A 21873-nucleotide genomic window follows, 5' to 3' on the forward strand; every position below is an offset into this window, starting at 1 on the left:
ATTTGATTGCCTCTTAACGAGTGAACTCGTCTTATTTAAAGCGACTACACACCAAATAAGTATGTACGCTTAGGTGTGTTCACTATCTTTGAGTAGCTTATAGTTTTCGTTATAAGACAGATATACTAGTGTTTTGATGAAATGTTGTCTAACATTATAAAGAGCTTGATTGTATAAACTTCTAGAAGCACGCATTAAGGATAAGGGAAACTGATGTTGATTAGGATTCAAGTAGAGTCTAGTTATAAGGGCTTTATAAGGCATAAATCGTGTCCTGCTTTCCTACTTAAATAATACCATGAATGACTCATAAAATGTACATTTTATATGATTATTTAATTATATATAATTAGTAGATACAAGCTGGTTTATAGAACCAATTAGCATGATTTTTATAAAACTTATAGAGTCTATATTCGATGAACGAACAATAAATAACGAACTTTCCTAATATATCTATGTAGTCCAAATAAAAAAGAGCTTTTCAGCTCTTATAACTGCATAAACAATGTAATCAATGCGGGTATTAACATGGCTAATGCCGATAGGAATCCAACAATATAGTAGAATTTAGGGATTTGGTTATCATTAATGCGCATCGTGTACTCGAAATAGCTTTCTTTAGGACGTTTACCCACAATCATCGATAAAAATGTTCTAGTCCCGTGAATAAGTGGCGATAAAATATTTTCATTGTAAACAAACATGGTCCATGCCATCGTGAGTTCTATTGCGAAGGCAAGCCAGAAAGCATCTCCAATGGAGCGTAAACTCAGTTCCCACTGCCATAATAAACCAAAACCAACCAGTACCACTGAAATAACAGTCATGACTAACGCAGCTTTTAGGTTGCGTTTTTGTTTTTGTTTTTTTAGTTGTTGAGCAGCTGTTAGGATTTTTTTATTTTTAACGTCTTTCATACAATCACTCTTTCACATCGACTACAGAATGAATCAGTTTGGTAGCGTAATAATAATATTTATTTGGGTAACGCTTTACCGGTCTAAGATAGTATAAACTGTTATCCTCACGGATAAAACCAGCTGTCAATTGAACGATAACCATTTGACCATTTTTGAGGTTTATGATACGGTTCATATCTTCTTTGGTATTACTATCAAAAACGTTGTATGGCTTAAACTGAACGATGATTTGTTTGGATATGTGACCTTTAGTTTTAGAATTCACCTTTTCAATCGCTGCAAAAACTTGATCTGTATAAAAATCAAAGTTTTCAAGTTCACTGGTAATAAAGATTGTTAGAACTTTTCCCGTCTTACCAATTCCAACTAGTTTGGGATTCAACTTATAAAAGACTTTAAATGACTCGTATTCAACACCAAGTTCGTGGCCGGTCTCTACAATATTATTATAAAACTTAGTTGTAAATAATGGGTGTTTTAAAGGTATGGAACCTAAATCATCATGAACCATACGCAAGTAATCGTACTGCATCATTGCAATTACGAATTTGCTTTTTAAATAGGTAATCAAGAATAAATACAAAATTGCTGTAACCAATAAAATGGATAGTAATATGCCTTCATCGACTAAATGTCCAAAGTATAAAACCGAAAATACAGTTACGATTAAAGCAAAAGAAAAAGAAATTACTATTAAAATAGTATTTTTCTCTTTCTGTGCTTTTTTTAGTGTAATTGGTTTATCCATTACTTGGCTTGCCATTGTGCATAAAGCGTAATTCTAATGGTTCTTTGGAATGGGGTATTTTCGGCATACCACACACCTGAACCATCCGCACTGGTGTTCCAACCAACAAATGTATAGTCTAGAGTACTTGCAATTGCAGAGAAGTCTGGTAATTTGTTGATATTTGTCATTTCTGGCGTCACGTTCGCATCATACACCAAGTTGAAATCGTATGTAAATGTACGGTTTGATGGGTTTGATACTACGCTAGCTACTGGGTAGTTTGCTCTAAATGTAACGGATACTTTAATTGCATCCCAATGTGCATATAGATATAAATCTGCAGCACCAACATTGACTGGGAGTGTGGAATAACCACCATCACCAGGCTTATAGGTTTGTCCAATACCAGGTGTGTATCCTGGCCATTCATTTTCATCGTATAAGAACCACGCTTTAAATTCATAGCCTACACGACGTGGTTGTGGTAAAACGAAGGACTGTCCAACTCTAAATGTTTCTTGATATGGTGTGGTTGGAATAGTGCCTCCATTCCAATCATAGAATATATCATAGACTAGAGAACCCCATCCTGCGTAAAGCACGATAGATTCAGTACCAACCGTATCCGTGTCAAAATTCCAAGGTTGAGTAGCTGCAATATCTTTAAACCAACCTAAGAAATCGTAACCCGTACGGGTAGGTATATATTCTGGTTCTGGAATCAACGAACCTGGTTCAATATTCAAATAGGACTCAATTTTACTAGGGTCACTGTTTGAAGTAAAGAATACCACATTCACTTTATCGTTATAGGTTCTTGCATCCCTACAGCCTACTAAAACTAAGCTTAATAGGGCTAAAAGACCTAAGATTAATTGTTTCTTCATATACTTATAACTCCTTTCCATCGTATTTCATGAATACCGGTATTATTTTTTTAATGCGTCAAATTCTTGTTGATTTAGATAAACGAAGTGATCTTTGCTGACTTCACGCATCGCTGGTTTATCGTGACGATAATCGTGTTGTCTTGGGTTATAGCTTGTTCTCTTACGACCTTTTTCATAATCAGGGTCTGGTTGAGGAATCGCTGATAACAACGATTTAGTATAAGGGTGAATTGGGTTCTTGAAGAGATCTTCAGATGATGCCAATTCAACAATCTTACCTGCATACATAACTGCAATTCGATCACAGAAGAATCGGACTACCGATAAGTCATGGGCAATAAATAGAATAGTTAAGTCAAGTTCTTCTTTTAAATGTGTAAGTAAGTTAATGACTTGAGCACGAATAGATACGTCTAGTGCAGAAATCGGTTCGTCGGCAATAATCATTGTTGGATTCATAATCAGTGCACGAGCAATCCCAATTCTTTGACGTTGACCACCACTAAATTCGTGTGGATAACGGGTTGCATACTCTGGCGCAAGACCAACCAGTCTAAGAACTTCTTTGACTTTCTTGTCAATTTCATCCTTACTACTGATGCCTTGAACGGTTAAGCCTTCACCAATGATTTCTTTAACGGTCATTCTTGGGTTTAACGAAGAAATTGGGTCTTGGAAAATCATTTGCATATCGCCGGCTGAGACTGTTGAGTCACTACCTTTATAGATTTCTTTAATCTTGACGATTTCAGCTTTTTGAACTTCGATTTCAGCTTTCGCGGTCTGCTTAAGCATCGCAATCTTTTCTGCAATCTGTGCTTTTTCAGTCTCATTAACTACAACTTTAGGTACAGCTACGATCTTCTCTTTATACTGTGCTTTTAAAGTCTTAGCTTGCTCATTTAATGCAGCTACTTCTACTTTATGGGCTAAATTCAAAGCAGAAATCTTTTGTTTAACAGCTTCATAGTTTGGTTTTGAAATGGCATTCATGTCCTTTTCAAACTGTTCTTTACGTGCTGCTAAATCTTTCTTCATTTGGTTCTTCTTATCTGTAATGAGTTGTTTCACAGTGGATTTATGAACTCTTGCTGCTTCAGATGCAACGATTAAGTCTTTGAATTTCGCATGAATTTCTTTAACTTCGTGTTCATACTCAGTTTTAAGGTCCGCAATACGTTGTTGAATGACTTCTTTATCAAGTGCTGCAGACTCTTTAAGACCTTCAAGTTTCTTATTGAACTTTGTTTTTGCTATAGCTAGTTCATTGTCTTGTTCGTTTTGAGATTTGTTGATGGTCAAATCGAGTAACTCGGTTTTATCTAAAGTAAATTTGTATTTAATGGACTCTACATCTAGTGTGTATACGTTTTTTGTATTAAATACTTGAGTGTGATAGTGTTCAATATCTTGTTTAACAACAGCAACTTGTTCCTTTAAATCACGAGCCTTAATGCGTTTTTGATAAGCGATATCGGCTAATTTTGAATTCAATTCTTTCTTGAGATTGGAAATCGCAAGTTTTCTTGAATCTAAATTCAAAATGTTTTGCTTAAGGTCTTTTTTAATCTTTGCAATATTAGATACTTGGGTAGCAATCCCAGCCCCAATGCGTCTACCATTAAGGTAAATATCCCCATCAGTAGGTTTGTATAAGTTAATGATGGTTCTACCTGTTGTGGTTTTACCGCAACCAGATTCACCAACTAGACCAAATACTTCTCTTTTGTATATGTCGAATGTAACGTCATCGACGGCACGGTTTGTAATTTTGGTTTTACCTGCACCAATGTAGAAATGTTTCTTAAGGTTTTTAACCTCAAGCACTTTTTTTGAATAATCGACTTCTGTTTGAAGAACTTTTTTAGTTTCGTTAGTACTCATTTATTTATACTTCCTCTATTGTTTCTAAGTCTAATAACAGCGTCTGGTGGCGTCACTTTTGGTGCATTTGGGTGTAGTAACCAAGTTGCAGCATAGTGCGTTTCAGATACTTTAAATAGGGGTGGTTGTTCTTCGTAGTCGATTTCTAAGGCATACTTATTACGTGGTGCAAAAGCGTCGCCTTTTGGTGGGTAAATCATGTTTGGTGGTGTACCAGGGATCGCATCGAGTTTCTTCGATGTTGCTAGGTTAGGCATGGAGGATAAGAGTGCCCATGTGTATGGGTGTTGTGGGTTGTAGAAGACTTCTTCTGCTTTACCGATTTCAACAATCTTACCAGCATACATAACCGCGATACGGTCAGCCATATTGGCAACGACACCGAGGTCATGTGTAATGAAGATAACCGATAGCTTACGTTCTTTTTTCAATTGGTTAATTAAATCTAGGATTTGGCCTTGAATGGTCACGTCTAGTGCTGTGGTTGGTTCATCACAAATTAAAATTTCAGCGTTATTAGCTAACGCAATGGAGATGACAATACGTTGTCTCATCCCACCAGAAAACTGGAATGGGAATTGATAATAACGTTTTTCAGCTTCAGTAATCCCAACAGATTCCATCAGTTCAATGGCTTTACGCTTAGCGATTGCTTTAGGCATTTTAAGTTTGAACATGAGGGCTTCAGTGATTTGATCACCAACGCGCATAATTGGATTTAATGAACTCATCGGGTCTTGGAAAATCATTGAGATTTTACTACCACGAATTTGGTGGAACAATTCTTCAGGCATTTGAATTAAATCTCTACCTGCATACATGACAGATCCACCTTCATAGACGGAGTTCCCTGCCAATAAGCCCATGATGGCTCTTGAGGTAACGCTTTTACCAGAACCGGATTCACCAACGATGGCTAGAGTTTCACCTTTGTATAAATCAAAGGAGACGCCACGAATCGCTTTTAAGATACCGTATTGGGTTTTAAATGAAATTGCTAAATCTTTAACTTCTAAAATTTTCTCAGCCATTATTCAACACCTCTTAGTGAAGGATTAAATGCGTCTCTTAGTCCATTACCAAATAAGTTGAACGCAATCATCAGTGTTGCGATATACAAGGATGGGAAGATAAGTAGATGCGGATATTGCCCCATCATTGCTTGGCCTTCTTCGATAAGCATACCAACACTTGTTACACCATTAGCATACTTAATGATGCCTAAGAACGAGAAGGATGCTTCAGAGAAGACGAAGGATGGAATCGATAACGCAACTGCAGTAATGATTAATCCTAATGTGTTAGGGAAAATGTGTTTGAACATAATTCTCGCATCCGATGCACCTAATGTTCTAGCTGCAAGGACATATTCACGGTTCTTGAAACGATAGAACTGCATACGTCCTAAACCGTAAGAACCCAGCCAACCAGTGGCTGTAAATGCGAGTACGATAACCCAAAGCGCATTTCCATAACGTAATGTTAATAAAGTTAATACAGACAAGAACGGTATCGAGGAAATGATTTCAACCAAACGGTCAAATAACAAGTCCAATACGCCACCATAATAGCCTACAACAGATCCAATTAATAAACCTATAGTCGTATTGATTGCTAGAATCACAACAGCCATGGATAACGAAATACGTGCGCCTTCCCAAATCTTAGTAAATAAGTCTTCACCGCGGATATTTGTTCCAAACCAGAAGTATGTGTCTTCTGGGTTTTGGTTCAATGAATATCTAAATTGGTCTAGGCGAACGATATATGTCGTTTCTGAATTGCCCGTATCTGGGTTTGTGGATTGTTCAATCGCAACTAAGTCAATGATGACGTTACGCTTAACAGCATCATCGAATTGTGCTTTTGTGAAGTTTCTTGTTACCTTCGCTAATTTTTGAACCTCAGTACCTTGAATTGAGAAATAATCCTCAGGCATGTAGGATTTAATGAAGTTTGTATATTTGTAAAAGTCTACTGTAACTTCTAAAGCTGTTTTATCTGCATAAATGCCATCGTTACTTGGATCATTATCCAATAAAACGTCTGGCATACCAGAAATAATGACATCGCTACCAAATTCAGATTTAGCCATTGCAACTAAGAAGTTCTTACCACGGCTGATCGTACGTTCACCATCAAAAATTCCAAGTTTTTCGATTCCAGGAATACGTGGAGGTAGATATTGAATTCTCGCCGCTTCGTTAGGATCCTTTTTAGGTAGTGTATAAACCTTCATTGATGGTCCTAATACAACGAAGAAAAGCATAATCATAATAATAATGAAAGCAGACAAGGAAGCACGATTCTTTTTAAAACGGTTCCATGAATCTTTGTAATATCCGATTTCTTTAGTCTTTAAAGGCTGATCAAAAATCATTTGATCGGTTGAATGTACGAGTACAAGTTTTGATTTATCTATATTCATCATGATTGTATCTTCCCACTTCCCACACGAACTCTTGGATCAAATAGTGTGTATGAAATATCACTGATAATGCTGGTTAATAAACTGAGGAATTGTCCGAAGGTTGTAACCATCATAATCATTGCAAAGTCTCTGTTATTGAATGCACGTAAGTAGAGGTCCCCAGTACCGGTGACTCTAAAAATACGTTCTGTAATGATCCCACCAGACATAACGCCTACGATACCGATGAAGATACCTGGCAAGAATGGTGCAATCGCATTTTTAAGACCATGTTTCATGGTTGCTTCAAAACGAGATAATCCTTTTGAACGAGCCAATAACATGTAATCCTGTGTCAATTGTTCGGTTAATTCTGCGCGTACACTTCTCGCTAAGGAAGGAATAGCAGAAATCGTTAAAACTGTCACGGGTAAAATGTAAGTTGAAATTCCATATAGGAATCCCCGCTCAGCAAATTCCGTGGCCGTGGCAATGACGAAGTTTGGAGCCCATCCTAACTCGAAATAGAATATGAATTGGGCTAGTACCGCAACTACGAAGTACGGTATGGAAATAAATACGATGATGCCTACAGAAATGATGGTATCAATCGCTTTATTCTTATATAACCCGGCGATGACCCCGAGTAATAAAGCAATCGGGATAGAAAGTAAATATGGGATGATATTGATTCTTACTGAAGCTGGAATTCTACTAAAATAGACATATCCAACATCTAAACGATGGTCTTTGGAAAAACCAAAAGAACCGGTAGTAAAGATATTTCGTACCCAGTATCCAAATTGAACAACGATCGGTTTATCCCAACCCTCACGTCTTACCAACTCTTGATAATATGTATCATCTTGTCCGATTGGTGGGACGCGGTTATCCGGTATAATTTTGATGAATAGGAAGAATAGGAATACAGTGATCACGAAAGTAATCAACATCAGACCTAACCTTTTAAGTAAATATTTAGCCATGTTGTTCTCCTTAAAGTCATATATATATATTTGTCTTTTACAAATATGGATTATATCTATTATACAGTAATAACGATCATAATTACACAAGAAAACGACAAATAAATTATTTTTACATAATGATAGAATCTGCAATGGATTAGTATTTTTTATAACTAATTTATGTATTAAACGTTTCTCGTTTGCAGGTCAAATGACCTATAAAATGTACGCTTTCTAATTTTGAGCAATTCTATGGAAATCAACTTTATTTTAACTTTTTTGTGAATAATTTATAGTTATCCAAATGCCTCCGTATGTAAATCGATTTCTGTATGAAAAATCATTAGATACTGGCATAAAAACCAATAAAGTCTTGGTCTATTATGTAAAAGTAAGTTATTCAAACCATTTCTATTTACGAAACAACAAGCCTGAAACTTTTTGTTTCCAGGCTTGTTTTCGTAAGATTTAATTATGCTTTAAATTATTAAGCTGCGAAATCAGGGTCAGTTGTTAGATAGCGATATCTATTAGCTCCCCAACCGAATGCGTTAGAATATTCAGGCCATGTGATCTTAACGTTTGATGCGTAAATAGTAGCTACTGCACCAGTAGTTGTAGGAACCATCGGAACAGCTTTAGTTAAGAATACTTTTTCTAGAGCAGCTACGAATGACCAAACATCTTCTCTAGCACCTGCGAATGGTTGTTCAGCAGTTGCGTCCCATGGTGTATTGTAGTTGAATGCCCAGTCAGCTGCATCGTATACAGACATCTTGAATACTCCAGCAGGCTTAATTACTGTAACACCATCTTCGTCTAATTCTTCTTCAAGGTTATCAAGTAGATAGATGTAATCTTCAAGTCCATCAGCGATAATGTTTTCTCTACCATATTCAACTAAATAGTCGTAAGTTGCTTGCATTTCAACTTCGATGATTTCATCTGACCATGTTGCCCAACCAGAGCCTGGGGCTGATGCGATTGGTTTAGCAGGATCGAATGTGGTTTCATCAAATGGGAAGGATAGACCGAATCCTGCACCACCAATAGCAGCACCGATTAGACCAATACCACCATATTGCCATTGTGCACCATAAACGGCACCGAAACCGACTGAACCTAAACTTAGGTCAAAGTTCCATTGTGATCTTTGTTGAGATAAACCTTGTGAGTTAAATTCAAAGACTTCAATGATAACACGTTTAACGCCGTCTTTTTCGAATAATGTTTCATAGCTATTTTTGATGTAAGCATGTAAGCTCTTAGATACGGTATCTTCAGCACCAATTAATCTCAATGTGACAGGACCGGAGTTACCAGCTAATAACCATGCTGCATACGCTTCATCAAATAGTGATTTAGCCCTATCAGGAATGTAACCATTGGTTGCTGCTGGAATACCCAATTCTTCAAGAACTGCTAAGTGTGCAGGAGACTCATTATATGTTAGTGGGTCTTGGATGTACGCTTTAACGTTTGAAGGGATTGGTAATAGTGTAGGTACGTTTGGAGCATATACGTTATTTGCATAGTAGTTTCTGTCGAATCCATATAACAATGCTTGACGGAACTTAACATCGTGAATGATGGTTGGGTGAACGTGAGCATTTGTAGGTGCTTTGGATTTAGCAGTGTTGATTACCATGTATTGTGGATAGTTATTCCAGCTCTTAAATACGTTTTCTGCTTCAGCGTATTGTGCATAGTAAGCTTGTAGTAATCCTGCAACAGACAATTTGCCTTCAGCGAATAATGCCATTGTTTGATCGTAGTTGTCAACAACTTCATAAACAACACTCTTATAGTTAATTGTGCCTTTATTGAGGTAGTTATAGTTCTTGTTCATAACGATTCTTTGTTCGTTATCCCAAGACTTGATGATGTATGGTCCATAAGAAACATAAGGACGTACTGAAGTACCATAAGTTGAGTTTTGACCATTAGCGTCTAATGATGCTGCATAAACAGCTGGGTGAACTAAGTATGTATTAGCTAAACCTACTGCTTGTGATTGAGTCATTGCATCGCTTTCTGGAGAAATGAACTTAACTGTATATTCGTCAACTACTTTAATACCAACTTGATCCCATGTAACTAATCCGTCAAAGTATTCTTTAGCGTTTAAGATTGGGTAACCATTCTTGTTAGCTGCTGTCTTATACATTGTATTCGCACGGAAGTTATTTTGTTTACCATCTAGGTATTGTTTTAAAGTGTATTCGAATGTGTAAGCATTCACTTTTGTACCATCTTCAAAGAAAATATCGTCTCTCATCTTGATGGTCCATTCAGTACTCTTGTTTTGAGTAGCTGCTACGCGGTCGTAATTACCATCTTCATCAAGTAATTCGTCACCGTCTTTATTGATTGGATATTGAGTTGCACCAACTAAAATATATTTATAGTCAAGTGCTTCAACTGAGTATTCTTTATTAACAATCTTAGAGAAATCGCCAGGTTTTGAAGCAACGCCTTGTTCAATTGCTAAATCCCAGTCAACTTCAGTTTCATACATAGAAGTTGCCATGTTTGCGATTAATCCATCTTCAAATGTATTTTCATACACAAGTGGGTTTAAGATAACACGTGTGGATTTTTGAACAGAAGAAACATAAGTTTCACCTGCAGAATAATTCACTAATTTCGAGTTTACTGGTTCCCAATAAGCATACAATGTTGTAGATGCTGTTAATGTAAGTGGGAATGCTACTGCTTGTGGTTCTAACCAAGTTAGACCAGCTTTGCCGTAGAACCAGCCTTTAAATACGTAACCATCTCTTGTTGGTTCTGCTGGGGCTGCTGAAACAGTACCACCATCTTCACCAAGTACAACTGGAGTGATTGAAGCGGAAGTCTTAGTGTTAAATCTAAGAACTTTGTTCAATGACCAACCTGCATATAATGTTAGGTTTCCAGATACTGGTTTTGAGAAGTCATATTCAACAGTAGCTGCTTCATCTGTAAACCAACCAACGAAACTGTATACTTCTGCGCCTACAGGGTCTCTGGATGGATCCAAAGGTTCAGCAACTGGTTTGCCTTTTTCAACAACAACAGATGCTACGTCGCTACCACCATTTGAATCAAACGTTACGGTGTACTTTGTCGGAGTACAAGCTGCAACGAAGATCAAAGAGGCTACGAGTAATACTAAAGTCGTAATTTTTTTCATCCTATTTTTCTCTCCTTATAATAGTTTGCTTGTGATTTTACTACAAAACAACGGCTAAGTCAATTGATTATGTTTTTTTGTGTGTCTTTGTAATCGTTTTCAATTGAACATTCCTTAAAATACAGTAATATTTCTAATTAATGGCCCTTAAAATGAAGGGCACTGTGAGAAAACGCCTCTACAATGCCCTTTTTTCTAAAATGGTTTTTACTTCAAACTAGCTAAAATCTCGAGGATCTTTTCATTGCTATAGAGTTCTGCATAAGTTAAGACATAATCTGGTTCAATACCAAATTCATTGTCAACATATACAAATGGATCTGCTTCTGTGCCTGTACCTGTACGATAACCATTTAACGAGTTACTGCTCATGGTGAAGGCTGTACCATTTGGTAATAAGATTGGTGTGATGGATGCAGCACCACCACCAGACTTGATGCCCATGATTGGACCTAAGTCATTTTCCATGAAGATGGTTGCTAACGAGTTACCCGCACTGAAAGTTTTTGGTGTAATCAATAATGACCACTCTAAGTGCGCGAATGATGGTAAACCTTCAATCTTAATGTATGAAGTTGATTTTGAGCCAGAGCCTGCATTGATACGGCTGACTTTGAATGCGTCATCCGTCATAAACCCTACAACACGGTATAATGCTCCAACGTTACCACCCGAGTTCCAAGATATGTCAAAGACGATATTGGTGACGGTTGGTTTTTCTAGAGTGAGTGCTTCTAACATGATTTCCATGTATACTGCTGAGTCTGATTTCAAACGGCTCACTAAATTGAATGTCATTGGCCATTCACTGGTATAGGTTTCTGGAACTTCACTGATGATACCTAAATAGAAGACGTTGTATTTAGTGCTAAACGACATTTGGACCATGTAGTCTACACCTGATACGGTTTTCTTGAAATAACCTGCAGCTTTGATTGGGTCTGAGGAGGTTTGTACTACTTTTTCAAAACCAGCAGCTACTAAGGCTTGTTCATAGGTTGTGACATAGGATTCATTAAGACCCTTCACGATGAATTCAGCATGCGCTTGGTCTTTGTCTCCTAATTTAAATGTAAAGTAGCGATTACCACCTGTAATACTAGGTAGGATGCTTGCTGTTTCTAAATCTAAATCGAGTGCACGGTTTAAGGTAGAGACATCGAAAGTTTCTGTTTCAACAATATCTGAAGTGGAGAAACTATCTAAAATCAATACAGCGACAGTATCATTAATAAACCAATACGGCGTACGGTTTAAAGAGCCTGCTGCCCAAGCATTGCTGGTTAGACCTTCACGACCGAACTTCGCTTCAATCGCGTCATCGACATAAACATAGGCATCATAATACCAAGCGTTGAAACGTGTACCATAATCTGATAATGAGCTGACTGATGGACCTTCATAGCTCTTGGTATTGTAATAACCTGGGTAGCCGTAACTGGTATGTGGTTCATCGAGTTTTTTAAGTAGTAATGAAGCTATTTGGCTATCTAAACCAAGCGCACTAGTGGTTAATAGACGGCTTCTTTCTGCAAATAATAAATCGTAATAAGTTTCAACATCCATGACTTCTCTTAAACCATAGAAATAATCTAGATTGAATGCTAATGAGTTGAACGTATGCATCAATAAATCTTCAGGAATGGCTTGACCATTTTTGCTAGAAGTACGGATTGCATCGTATTCAGGGGTATCTGCATCTGGTAACGAATAAATACCATAAAGTTTATCAGAGTTGTAATACACATTATAATAGCTAGAACCCGCATACAATTGGTTGACAATGTAATAAGGCACTAAGATTTCTCCGCCATGAACCACAATATCCATGCCATACTTACCTAATTCGTAAACAATGTCAGAGCCTTCAATGTAAGAAGCATCCGGATGGTCGTTATCATAGGTAATGTGTCTACCATAATTGGTTTCAGTAGAATAGATATACGCCCAGAAAAATCCAGGGTCGTTGGTTGATATCGTATTGTTGGTTGCGTCAATCGTATTTCTTAAATCATAGGTATGATCTTCATCTTCGTCGTAATATTCATAACGGATTTCGACGGTATCGGAGCCTAGTGTAGTTTCGAAATCTACTTCTGGGTCAACAAATCCGGATAAAAGGTTTAAGAACGTAATGACAGATACATATGGAATTGAACCGTCTTCTTCAAAGAACAATTCGAGTTCGCCATCTGCTACATTGTATTCCGTAGTTAAGTTCTCAAATTCTACCACTCGGGAATCTTGAATAAAGACTTCACCAGGTTTCGATAGTGGTACTGTAAAGGTCTTACGAACCGTTTCACCATTTAAAGTAAAGTTGGCAGCAATCTCTGCACTATCTACAGTATCATCTGATAATACAGGAATAACAAATCCGCTAGAAGTAATGTATTTATTACTGATAGACCAACGCACAGTACTGTTATGGACAGGCCCTTTAGTCGGAATATTGAGTTTATAACGGCTCGCAACAAGATTCGCTTCAACTTGCAAGAAGTCAGCTTCAATCTTTTCGAGTGTGGTGAGTTCAACGATATTCTCAGTCCATTTCGCGTTTAAGGTTACATTCGCATTAATTACAGTATTGAAGTCAAATTGAACAGCTTCGTCTGTGGTATACCAATAGTTAAACGTGAATCCATCCTTAGTAGGTGCTGTAGGTGCAGTCGCTTTCAGTCCCTTTTCAATCGTGAGTGGGTCAACAGTTCCACCACCATTTGAATTGAATGTCACCGTGACATAGACTTTTTCAGGGACGATTGGATCTGGGTCTACTGGCTTTTTGTCACAAGCCACAAATAGAAAAGTTGCCGTGATGAGTAAAATCAACCCCAGCATTTTCTTGATAATTGTATTTTGATTCATGTTACACCTCTTTCATTTGAAGTTAATTAAATCTATTGTATATCTTTTTACTAAAATGTCAAGCCATTTATTGAAGAGTAAAAATCAATTGTTTTTATTGTAACTAAAGATTGCTCGCCTCATCTAAAACTATCTATTATTACTAACGCGCACGAGGGCGAAAAAAAAAAAACGGATGAGTTTTAGTCATCCGTTTTTAAAAACTATTCTTGTTTGGAGTAATCCATTGCTTTGTAACGTTGATACATTGCCCAACGTGCTTTAGCATCTGCTAAGTTTTGTGCAAGTAACGCTTCTGCGTGGTCTGGATTAATTTGTGACAATTGTGCATAACGTGCTTCAGACAATAGATAGTCTTGGTATTTGTCCCAGACTGGTGGCTTAGAATCGATTTGGAATGGATTCTTACCTTGTTCTATCAATCTTGGGTCATATCTGAATGTTGGCCAGTAGCCGCATTCTGTAGCAAGTTTAGCTTGTGCTGCAGATTGAGTCAAGCCACCCTTGATACCATGTTCAATACATGGTGAGTAAGCGATGACTAATGATGGTCCTGGATAGGATTCTGCTTCTTTCAAGGTCTTAATGACTTGAGCAGGTGAAGCCCCGTGGGAAATTTGTGCGACGTAAACATGTCCATAGCTCATCGCGATGGCTGCTAAGTCTTTCTTCTTGGTCTTCTTACCGGATGCAGTGAACTTCGCAATCGACGCAGACGGTGCAGATTTGGAGGATTGTCCACCGGTGTTGGAGTAAACTTCGGTATCGAGAACGAGGATGTTGACATCTTCATTGTTCGCGATCACGTGGTCAATACCGCCATAACCGATATCATATGCCCAACCGTCACCACCCATGATCCATTGGCTAACGCGTACGAAGTAATCTTTAAGTTCTAAGAGTTCCTTAGCATACCCTTCGTTTACTTTCGCTAATTCAGCTTCTAGTTTAGGCGCGAGGTTTTGAGTGTATTCGCCTTCAGCTCTGTGGTCTAACCATTCTTGAGCTAAGCCTTTTAAGACTTCAGGCATTTCATTTAAATGATCCACGATGATGGTTTGGATACGGTCTCTCATGGTTTCATAAGCGATTCTCATACCGAAACCGAATTCAGCGTTATCTTCAAATAAGGAGTTCGCCCATGCTGGTCCTCTACCGTTTGGTAAAGTGGTGTATGGGGTTGCTGGGTAGGACGCACCATAAATGGAGGTACAACCAGTCGCGTTCGCAAGAATCATGCGTTCACCGAACAATTGGGTAATCGCCTTAATATAAGGTGTTTCACCACAACCAGCGCATGCGCCAGAGAATTCGAATAATGGTTTGTTGAAGTTAACGTTCTTGACGTTATCGTTACCAATATTCTTATAAGTAACTTCATTGAAGAAGTAGTCAGCAATTTGTTGTGAACCGGCTGCTAATTCAGGTCCGATTGGAGTCATGAATAACGCTTTGCCTGGGGCTGGGCAGACTTGAACACAGACACCACATTCAGTACAGTCTAATGTCGATACTTGAATGGTGTACTTGTATTGGTCAAGACCTTTACCTTTACCAGGAATCATCTTAGAACCTTCAGGTGCATTGGCTGCTTCTTCTGGTGTAGCTAAGAACGCGCGGATGACGGCGTGTGGACATGCGAATACGCATTGGTTACATTGAATACAGTTTTCTTCTCTCCAACCTGGAACGTAGTTAGCGATACCACGTTTTTCGTAAGCGGCTGCACCGTTGTCCATGTGACCATCTTCATAACCTAGGAAAGCGGATACTGGAAGGGAATCCCCTTCGATCGCATTGACGATGTCAGCGATATTTTTAACGAAGGATGGACGGTTGTCTTTTTCGACATTTTCGTCTTCTAAGAATGCCCATTCAGGTTTAACTGGAATTTCTACTAAGTGCTTGTAACCCGCTTCGATCGCTGCGTAGTTCATTTCAAGAATGGCTTCACCCTTACGTCCGTAAGATTTTTCAGCATATTTCTTCATGTATTTTTCAGCAGTTTCGAAAGGCATGATTTGTTCAACTAATTTAAGTTGAGCACTTTGCATGATGGTGTTAATACGTCTGCCTAAACCAATTTCATAAGCTAGGTCAACCGCGTTAATGATAAAGAATTTAGCAGCCTTTTGAGCCAATTGGCGTTTTACCTTGTTTGGTAAGAATGCTTCAATTTGGTCAGCAGGTACTTGCGTGTTTAATAGGAATTTACCACCTTGGCGTAACCCTTTGATCATGTCGTATTTAGCTAGATAAGTATCTGCAGAACAGGACACAAAGTGTGGGTTGTTAACGAGGTAAGTCGAACGAATTTCATGTGGGCTGAAACGTAAGTGCATGCGGGTAACGCCACCAGCTTTTTTGGAGTCGTAAGCAGCATACGCTTGAGAGTTCAACTTGGTGTTATCACCGATGATCTTAACGATGTTCTTGGATGCCCCAACGGTACCGTCAGAACCCAATCCGAAGAATAACATTTCGAGTGTATCTTTATCGGTTACGTCGATTTGTTCAGAAATGTCAATCGATGTGAAGGTCACGTCGTCGTTAATACCTACAGTGAAGTGGTCTTTTTGTTCGCCAGCTAAATTCTTATAAACCGCATTGATCATGTTAGGTGTTGTATCTTTAGAAGATAATCCATAAATACCACCGATGATAACTGGTTGATTCGGTCTGCCATAGAACATATTCTTAACATCTAAGAATAATGGTTCACCAGTGCTACCTGGTTCAATGGTTCTATCTAATACCGCGATACGTTTAACGGTTTTAGGCATTACATCAAAGAAATATTTTTCTGAGAATGGTCTAAATAAGTGAACGGATACGATACCGACTTTTTTACCTTGACGTCTTAAGTAGTCAATCGCTTCTTTTGAAGTTTCGATGACAGAACCCATCGCAACGATGACATCGGTTGCTTCAGGATCACCATAGTAATTAAATGGTGCATAATGTCTTCCTGTAACTTTGGAGATTTCTTGCATGTAGTCATTTACAATGTCAGGAATGGCTGCATATTTGGATGCTTGTAATGTACGTGTTTGGAAATAAACGTCGTCATTTTGAGCGGTACCACGTGTTTTTGGATGTGCTGGGTTTAATGCGCCAGCTCTAAATTTCGCTAAGGCTTCTCTATCGACAAGTCTTGCGAGAACGTCATAATCTAATACTTCGATGGTGTTGACTTCATGTGAAGTTCTAAATCCATCAAAGAAGTGTAAGAATGGTATAGATCCCTTGATTGCGGATAAGTGTGCAATCCCACCAAGGTCCATAACTTCTTGTACAGAGTTAGAAGCTAACATAGCCCAACCTGTTTGTCTAGCAGCCATCACGTCTTGATGGTCACCGAAAATGGATAATGCTTGTGCTGCAATCGCTCTGGCAGCGACATGGATAACCCCTGGTAATAATTGACCAGCAATTTTATACATGTTAGGTAACTTTAATAGTAACCCTTGAGACGCTGTGAACGAGGTTGTCAATAGACCGGTTTGAAGTGATCCGTGAACAGTACCAACGGCACCGGCTTCACTTTGCATTTCAACGACTTTAACTGGCATACCAAAAATGTTCTTTTTACCTTGAGATGCCCATAAGTCGACGTTTTGTCCAATTGGTGTAGATGGTGTAATTGGATAGATACCCGCTACTTCGGTTAACGCGTATGCCACATAAGCAGAGGCTTCCGCGCCATCCATTGACTTAATAACTTTCTTATTATCAGCCATTATTTTCCTCCTAATTTCTTATTCTTATAGAATAACCTGCGTATTGATTATAACGCATTATCTGGGTTAAATCAACCTGATAAAACCCAATAATGTGAAAATTTTTACATCTTAGAGTAATTCTAATCTAGCCCTTTAGATAGGCTAAAACCGATTCTGCATTGGTTTTCGCACTAGCCCTCTTGAAAACTTTTTCAATCACACCTTTTTCATCCAGTATAAAAGTGGATCGAATGATTCCAACTACCATTTTTCCATACATATTCTTAGTCCCGTAGGACCCAAAATAAGTCGCTACTTCATGGTCAGGATCGCTTAATAAAGTGAATGGTAATCCATATTTCGTTTGAAAAGCTTGGTGTGATTCTACAGAATCTGGACTGATCCCTAATAATACAACATTTAATTGTTTGAGTTCTGGTTCAAGATCCCTAAATGTGCAAGCTTGGGTGGTGCACCCCGGTGAATCGTCTTCTGGATAAAAGTAAATGACCACTTTTTTTCCTAAATATTTTGATAGGGTATGCGTATGCCCTAAGGCGTCTTTTAGACTAAAATCTTTAACTTTCGTACCAACTTCTAACATGGTAACCTCCTATTTCACAAGCAATCTTAAACTATTTAAAATAACCAATATGGTTGAACCTTCATGGAATATGACACCAAGCGGTAACAACACAATACCTAATACGTTGGATAGTAACAATAAAGTAATGACTGTGATCGAGAATACAATGTTTTGGAGTGCAATCTTCTTCATTTCTTTAGCTAGATAGACGGATTTCACGATATTCTCAATATTATTGTTCATGAAGACAATGTCGGCTGTTTCTAGAGAAACATCTGTACCTGAACCCATCGCGACTCCAACATCAGCACTTGCAAGCGCAGGCGCGTCGTTGATGCCATCACCAACCATCATCACAGTACTACCTGATTTTTTCAAAGATTCCACATGTTTAAGTTTGTCTTCAGGTAATAATTCACTTAAGACATAGCTAATACCTGCTTCTTTCGCAATCGAACCTGCAGTATAACGGTTATCCCCAGTCATTAAAATTGGACGGATATTTAAAGCTTTAAGTGAACTAATAGCTTCTTTAACACGTGGTCTAATTTGGTCCATTAATGCTATGTAGCCAATTAAGTTGCCATCTTTTGAAATCCAGACTGTGGTAAAACCTGCCTTGTGGGCTTCATCTATCCTTAATTTGAGTTCATTTGAAATCACCACATCAAAACGACCAACTTGATAAAGGTGACCTTCATACGTACCTTCAATTCCCTTACCTGGAGTTTCTCTAGATTCAATATGAATTTCATCGGTGTTTTCTAAGTAAGTAACCACTGCTTTCGCAAGCGGATGGGTAGATTGTTTTTCTAACGCATAAATAACCTTGCATAATTCTGCGTGATTTTCGACTGTACAATAGATTTCTTTAACTTCAGGTTTACCTTCTGTAATGGTTCCGGTCTTATCTAATAATACAGCGTCAATTTTAGATAAGGTTTCAAGGTGCTTGCCACCCTTTATAAGAATCCCTTTACGTGATGCGTTCGATAAAGAGGATAATACGGCTGGTGAAACGGATGCGACTAACGCACATGGAGACCCGACAACCAATACGACGATACCACGATAAAATGCTTCATCTCTTGTCCACCATCCAAATACGGGTGGTAAAAACATGGTTGCAAGCGATAATGCGATGACAACATATACATACCAACGTTCAAATTGTTCGATGAAACTTTCGGACTCGGTTTTGTTTTGATGGGCTGTTTCGACGAAATCAATGATTTTTTGAACCATCGAATCTTTCATGTCTTTCGTAACTTTAACTTTGATTAAGGCAGATTCATTTAAAGTTCCTGAAAACACAGAATCTCCAACTTTTTTATCGACTGGTACGAACTCACCTGTAATCATCGATTCGTTGATTGCGGTCGATCCGAATACAATCGTACCGTCGGCAGGAATGGATGACCCTACTTTGATAATGACCACATCCCCAATATTGAGTTCGCTAACTTTAACGACTTTCTCTGTTCCATTAAAATCTAGAACCGCTTCTTCTGGTGCTAAGCTCAATAAACTTGTAAAAGCTTTTTCACTCTTCGCGGTCGCGTAGTCTTCTAATAGACCTGAGAGTGCGAAAATGAATATTAAAATAGCGCCTTCTGCGTAATTTTTGAGGATGAATGCGCCTAATGCTGCGATGATCATCAAGAATTCAACGTTCAAAGCTTTATTCTGAATCGTTTTAATCACGCCTTCTTTGGCTTTATAAAAACCCCCAAAGACAAAGGATAATCCAAATAAGACCATTTGAGTGGTTTCGTTTAATAAGGATTTAAAAATAAGTGTAAATAAAATGAGGACAATCGCAGTCACCGTTAAAGTAGTCTCGATTGTCAAATTGTTTTTCTTCATAAGAATTCCTCCACTGGAACTAGTATAACATAACGATTGGCTAATCTTATAAATAATGCACATATTTATTATAAATAGTCATAGTTTTTAGAAATATTATGAGTTGAACATAATTTTGAATCTTTTTTTAGATATTTGACACAAACTAAAATGTAAATTAATACAATAAACTAAAACAAAATCTTCATTTAAAACTCGATACTACAATCGTGTCTTTCCTAACTATACGTATACCCTTCAAAGTAATTTAAATCTACTTGGTATATATAATCATACGATTGTTATATTTTTGTTGGTTATAATCAAACATTTACATATTTTTATTTTTGATGGTACCATGAAATCATAATAAATCATCGATCTGGAGCGTGTATATGGAAAATAATACTAAGACGTTTAACAAGATTATGTATTTAAAATATTTAAACCCTAAGAAAAGCCGAATTATCTGGGCAGAAACCATAGACCTTACCTTATTCATAAGCATATTTATTGGTATCGTCTTTTACTATGCCGTGTACTTAGACAACACCAGTAGTGGTCTTGCCTTATTCATTTTATTTGTTTATTTAGTCGTTCAGCTTCTAATCCTATTTACGTTCCGACTTTTCGGATATAACAGTTTCGGATACTTCCTCCTTGGTTTAGTTCATATACCTGGTTCATCCGGTATAAGATTATACCAATCAGAATTTTTTGAACTGTGGTTTCAATCTATAGAATATAAATTTAAGTACCACAATGCCTATGAGTTTTTTAATTTCTTAAACAATGTGTACTATCAGTCACTTGTAAATGATGAAAACAATGTGTACATCGTAAGCCTTCGGAAATATAAAAAAATGATTGCTAACAAAGAACTCATCCTAACAGAGTAAATATTTTAACATTAATCCTCAACCATCAAACACGATTCTTTGTATTTGGTGGTTTTTTTGATTCAGTTTTATTTGAATTTACCTTCAGAACAAAGAGGTGAATAAATCACCCTTTAAAGAATGATTCATTTCCACTTAACGATTTAACTCGTCTTATTTAAAAACGACTACACACCAAATAGGTATGTACGCTTAGGAGTGTTCGCTCCCTTATTCCCTATCCATAAGGCATTGGGGTTACCTTTTCGAATCATATTTAATGAGGCATTTTGATCAGCGTTTATCAAAGTGCCTTTTTTACTTCTATATAAACCTCTTTTGATTCTAACACCTGAGAAATCACCTTTTACGAATTCATCTTGGTCTAGATATGACGCTTTGGAAGTATATGCTTCATTAATCACTTTGGTTTCAATACCTATCTGTTTAGCTAAGTATATGATACGGTCTCTAAGTCTCGCGATTGGAATACTCTTCGTCCATTGATTATAAATGTCAGATAGTCGCTCATCTTTAAAGATATCATTATAACCAATGATGATTTGTTTCACTTTATTATCTATCGCGTGATGAATAATGAGTTTAGCTGCTTTATATATCCCATAATCCATTTGATGGTTTCTCTTATCCATTAGACGAATCATTTGTTTGGTTAAGATAGTTTGATTGGGTCTAGTACTAGCTAGTTTAGCGATTCGTTTATGATAAAACTGATTCATACTCTTTAACCGTTTGCCATCTAACAATAAATGCTCATTATTCGTGACTGAACAAAATGCTAGATTGTTATAACCAAAATCGATGCCCATGGTTTCGGTAAGATCATCTAATTTCATTTTAGGTGTCTCATCTAAATAGACATAGACCACTTCGATGTATTGGCCATCATAGTAGGACTTGATGGTGATTTCTTTGATTGGTTTGGTTTGGATACATTTGGGTGTGGGGATATCTAGTGATAAATCACTTAAAT

Annotated in this window: 15 protein-coding genes; 1 reads left to right on the plus strand and 14 read right to left on the minus strand. The window is 37.6% G+C overall.

The window, feature by feature from the left end; translation table 11 throughout:
- Window positions 1-69: 69 nt before the first annotated feature.
- The 13 genes from N7603_RS07365 to N7603_RS07425 form a co-directional block, all read right to left on the minus strand.
- Window positions 70-264 carry a hypothetical protein gene (locus N7603_RS07365; protein ID WP_262096780.1) on the minus strand — a complete coding sequence of 65 codons (195 nt, stop codon included), beginning with the start codon at window positions 262-264 and terminating at the stop codon, window positions 70-72.
- A 227-nt stretch (window positions 265-491) separates the two neighbouring features.
- Window positions 492-920, minus strand: coding sequence for a hypothetical protein (locus N7603_RS07370; RefSeq protein ID WP_262096781.1), 429 nt, complete (start codon window positions 918-920; stop codon window positions 492-494).
- 4 nt (window positions 921-924) lie between these two features.
- On the minus strand, window positions 925-1671 hold the full coding sequence (locus tag N7603_RS07375; RefSeq protein WP_262096782.1) for a hypothetical protein: 747 nt from the start codon (window positions 1669-1671) through the stop codon (window positions 925-927).
- On the minus strand, window positions 1671-2540 hold the full coding sequence (locus N7603_RS07380) for an InlB B-repeat-containing protein (protein ID WP_262096783.1): 870 nt from the start codon (window positions 2538-2540) through the stop codon (window positions 1671-1673). The genes N7603_RS07375 and N7603_RS07380 overlap by 1 nt, the downstream gene beginning before the upstream one ends.
- Before the next feature lie 42 nt (window positions 2541-2582).
- Window positions 2583-4427 carry an ATP-binding cassette domain-containing protein gene (locus tag N7603_RS07385; protein WP_262096784.1) on the minus strand — a complete coding sequence of 615 codons (1845 nt, stop codon included), beginning with the start codon at window positions 4425-4427 and terminating at the stop codon, window positions 2583-2585.
- Window positions 4424-5458 carry an ABC transporter ATP-binding protein gene (locus N7603_RS07390; protein ID WP_262096785.1) on the minus strand — a complete coding sequence of 345 codons (1035 nt, stop codon included), beginning with the start codon at window positions 5456-5458 and terminating at the stop codon, window positions 4424-4426. The genes N7603_RS07385 and N7603_RS07390 overlap by 4 nt, the downstream gene beginning before the upstream one ends.
- Window positions 5458-6858 carry an ABC transporter permease gene (locus tag N7603_RS07395; RefSeq protein WP_262096786.1) on the minus strand — a complete coding sequence of 467 codons (1401 nt, stop codon included), beginning with the start codon at window positions 6856-6858 and terminating at the stop codon, window positions 5458-5460. Before N7603_RS07395 ends, N7603_RS07390 begins: the two co-directional genes overlap by 1 nt.
- Window positions 6855-7823: an ABC transporter permease gene (locus N7603_RS07400; protein WP_262096787.1), complete on the minus strand. Its 969-nt coding sequence runs from the start codon at window positions 7821-7823 to the stop codon at window positions 6855-6857. The genes N7603_RS07395 and N7603_RS07400 overlap by 4 nt, the downstream gene beginning before the upstream one ends.
- 469 nt (window positions 7824-8292) lie before the next feature.
- Window positions 8293-10980, minus strand: a complete 2688-nt coding sequence (locus N7603_RS07405) for an ABC transporter substrate-binding protein (protein ID WP_262096788.1) — start codon at window positions 10978-10980, stop codon at window positions 8293-8295.
- 207 nt (window positions 10981-11187) lie between these two features.
- Window positions 11188-13848 (minus strand): InlB B-repeat-containing protein, encoded by a 2661-nt coding sequence (locus N7603_RS07410; RefSeq protein ID WP_262096790.1) that lies wholly within the window; start codon window positions 13846-13848, stop codon window positions 11188-11190.
- 203 nt (window positions 13849-14051) lie between these two features.
- Window positions 14052-17588 carry a pyruvate:ferredoxin (flavodoxin) oxidoreductase gene (gene nifJ / locus N7603_RS07415; RefSeq protein WP_262096791.1) on the minus strand — a complete coding sequence of 1179 codons (3537 nt, stop codon included), beginning with the start codon at window positions 17586-17588 and terminating at the stop codon, window positions 14052-14054.
- A 127-nt stretch (window positions 17589-17715) separates the two neighbouring features.
- Window positions 17716-18174 carry a thioredoxin-dependent thiol peroxidase gene (gene bcp, locus N7603_RS07420; RefSeq protein ID WP_262096792.1) on the minus strand — a complete coding sequence of 153 codons (459 nt, stop codon included), beginning with the start codon at window positions 18172-18174 and terminating at the stop codon, window positions 17716-17718.
- Between the two features lie 9 nt (window positions 18175-18183).
- Entirely contained in the window at window positions 18184-20022 is a 1839-nt protein-coding gene (locus N7603_RS07425) for a heavy metal translocating P-type ATPase (protein WP_262096793.1), read from the minus strand.
- A gap of 374 nt (window positions 20023-20396) precedes the next feature.
- Between N7603_RS07425 and N7603_RS07430 the strand changes: the two genes are divergently transcribed.
- Window positions 20397-20900 (plus strand): hypothetical protein, encoded by a 504-nt coding sequence (locus N7603_RS07430; RefSeq protein ID WP_262096794.1) that lies wholly within the window; start codon window positions 20397-20399, stop codon window positions 20898-20900.
- 167 nt (window positions 20901-21067) lie between these two features.
- Here N7603_RS07430 and N7603_RS07435 read toward each other — a convergent pair.
- The coding region (locus N7603_RS07435) for a transposase (protein WP_262096795.1) at window positions 21068-21873 on the minus strand (806 nt) is incomplete at its 5' end.

The organism is Paracholeplasma vituli (genome assembly GCF_025446935.1).
Taxonomy (GTDB): domain Bacteria; phylum Bacillota_I; class Bacilli_A; order Acholeplasmatales; family UBA5453; genus Paracholeplasma; species Paracholeplasma vituli.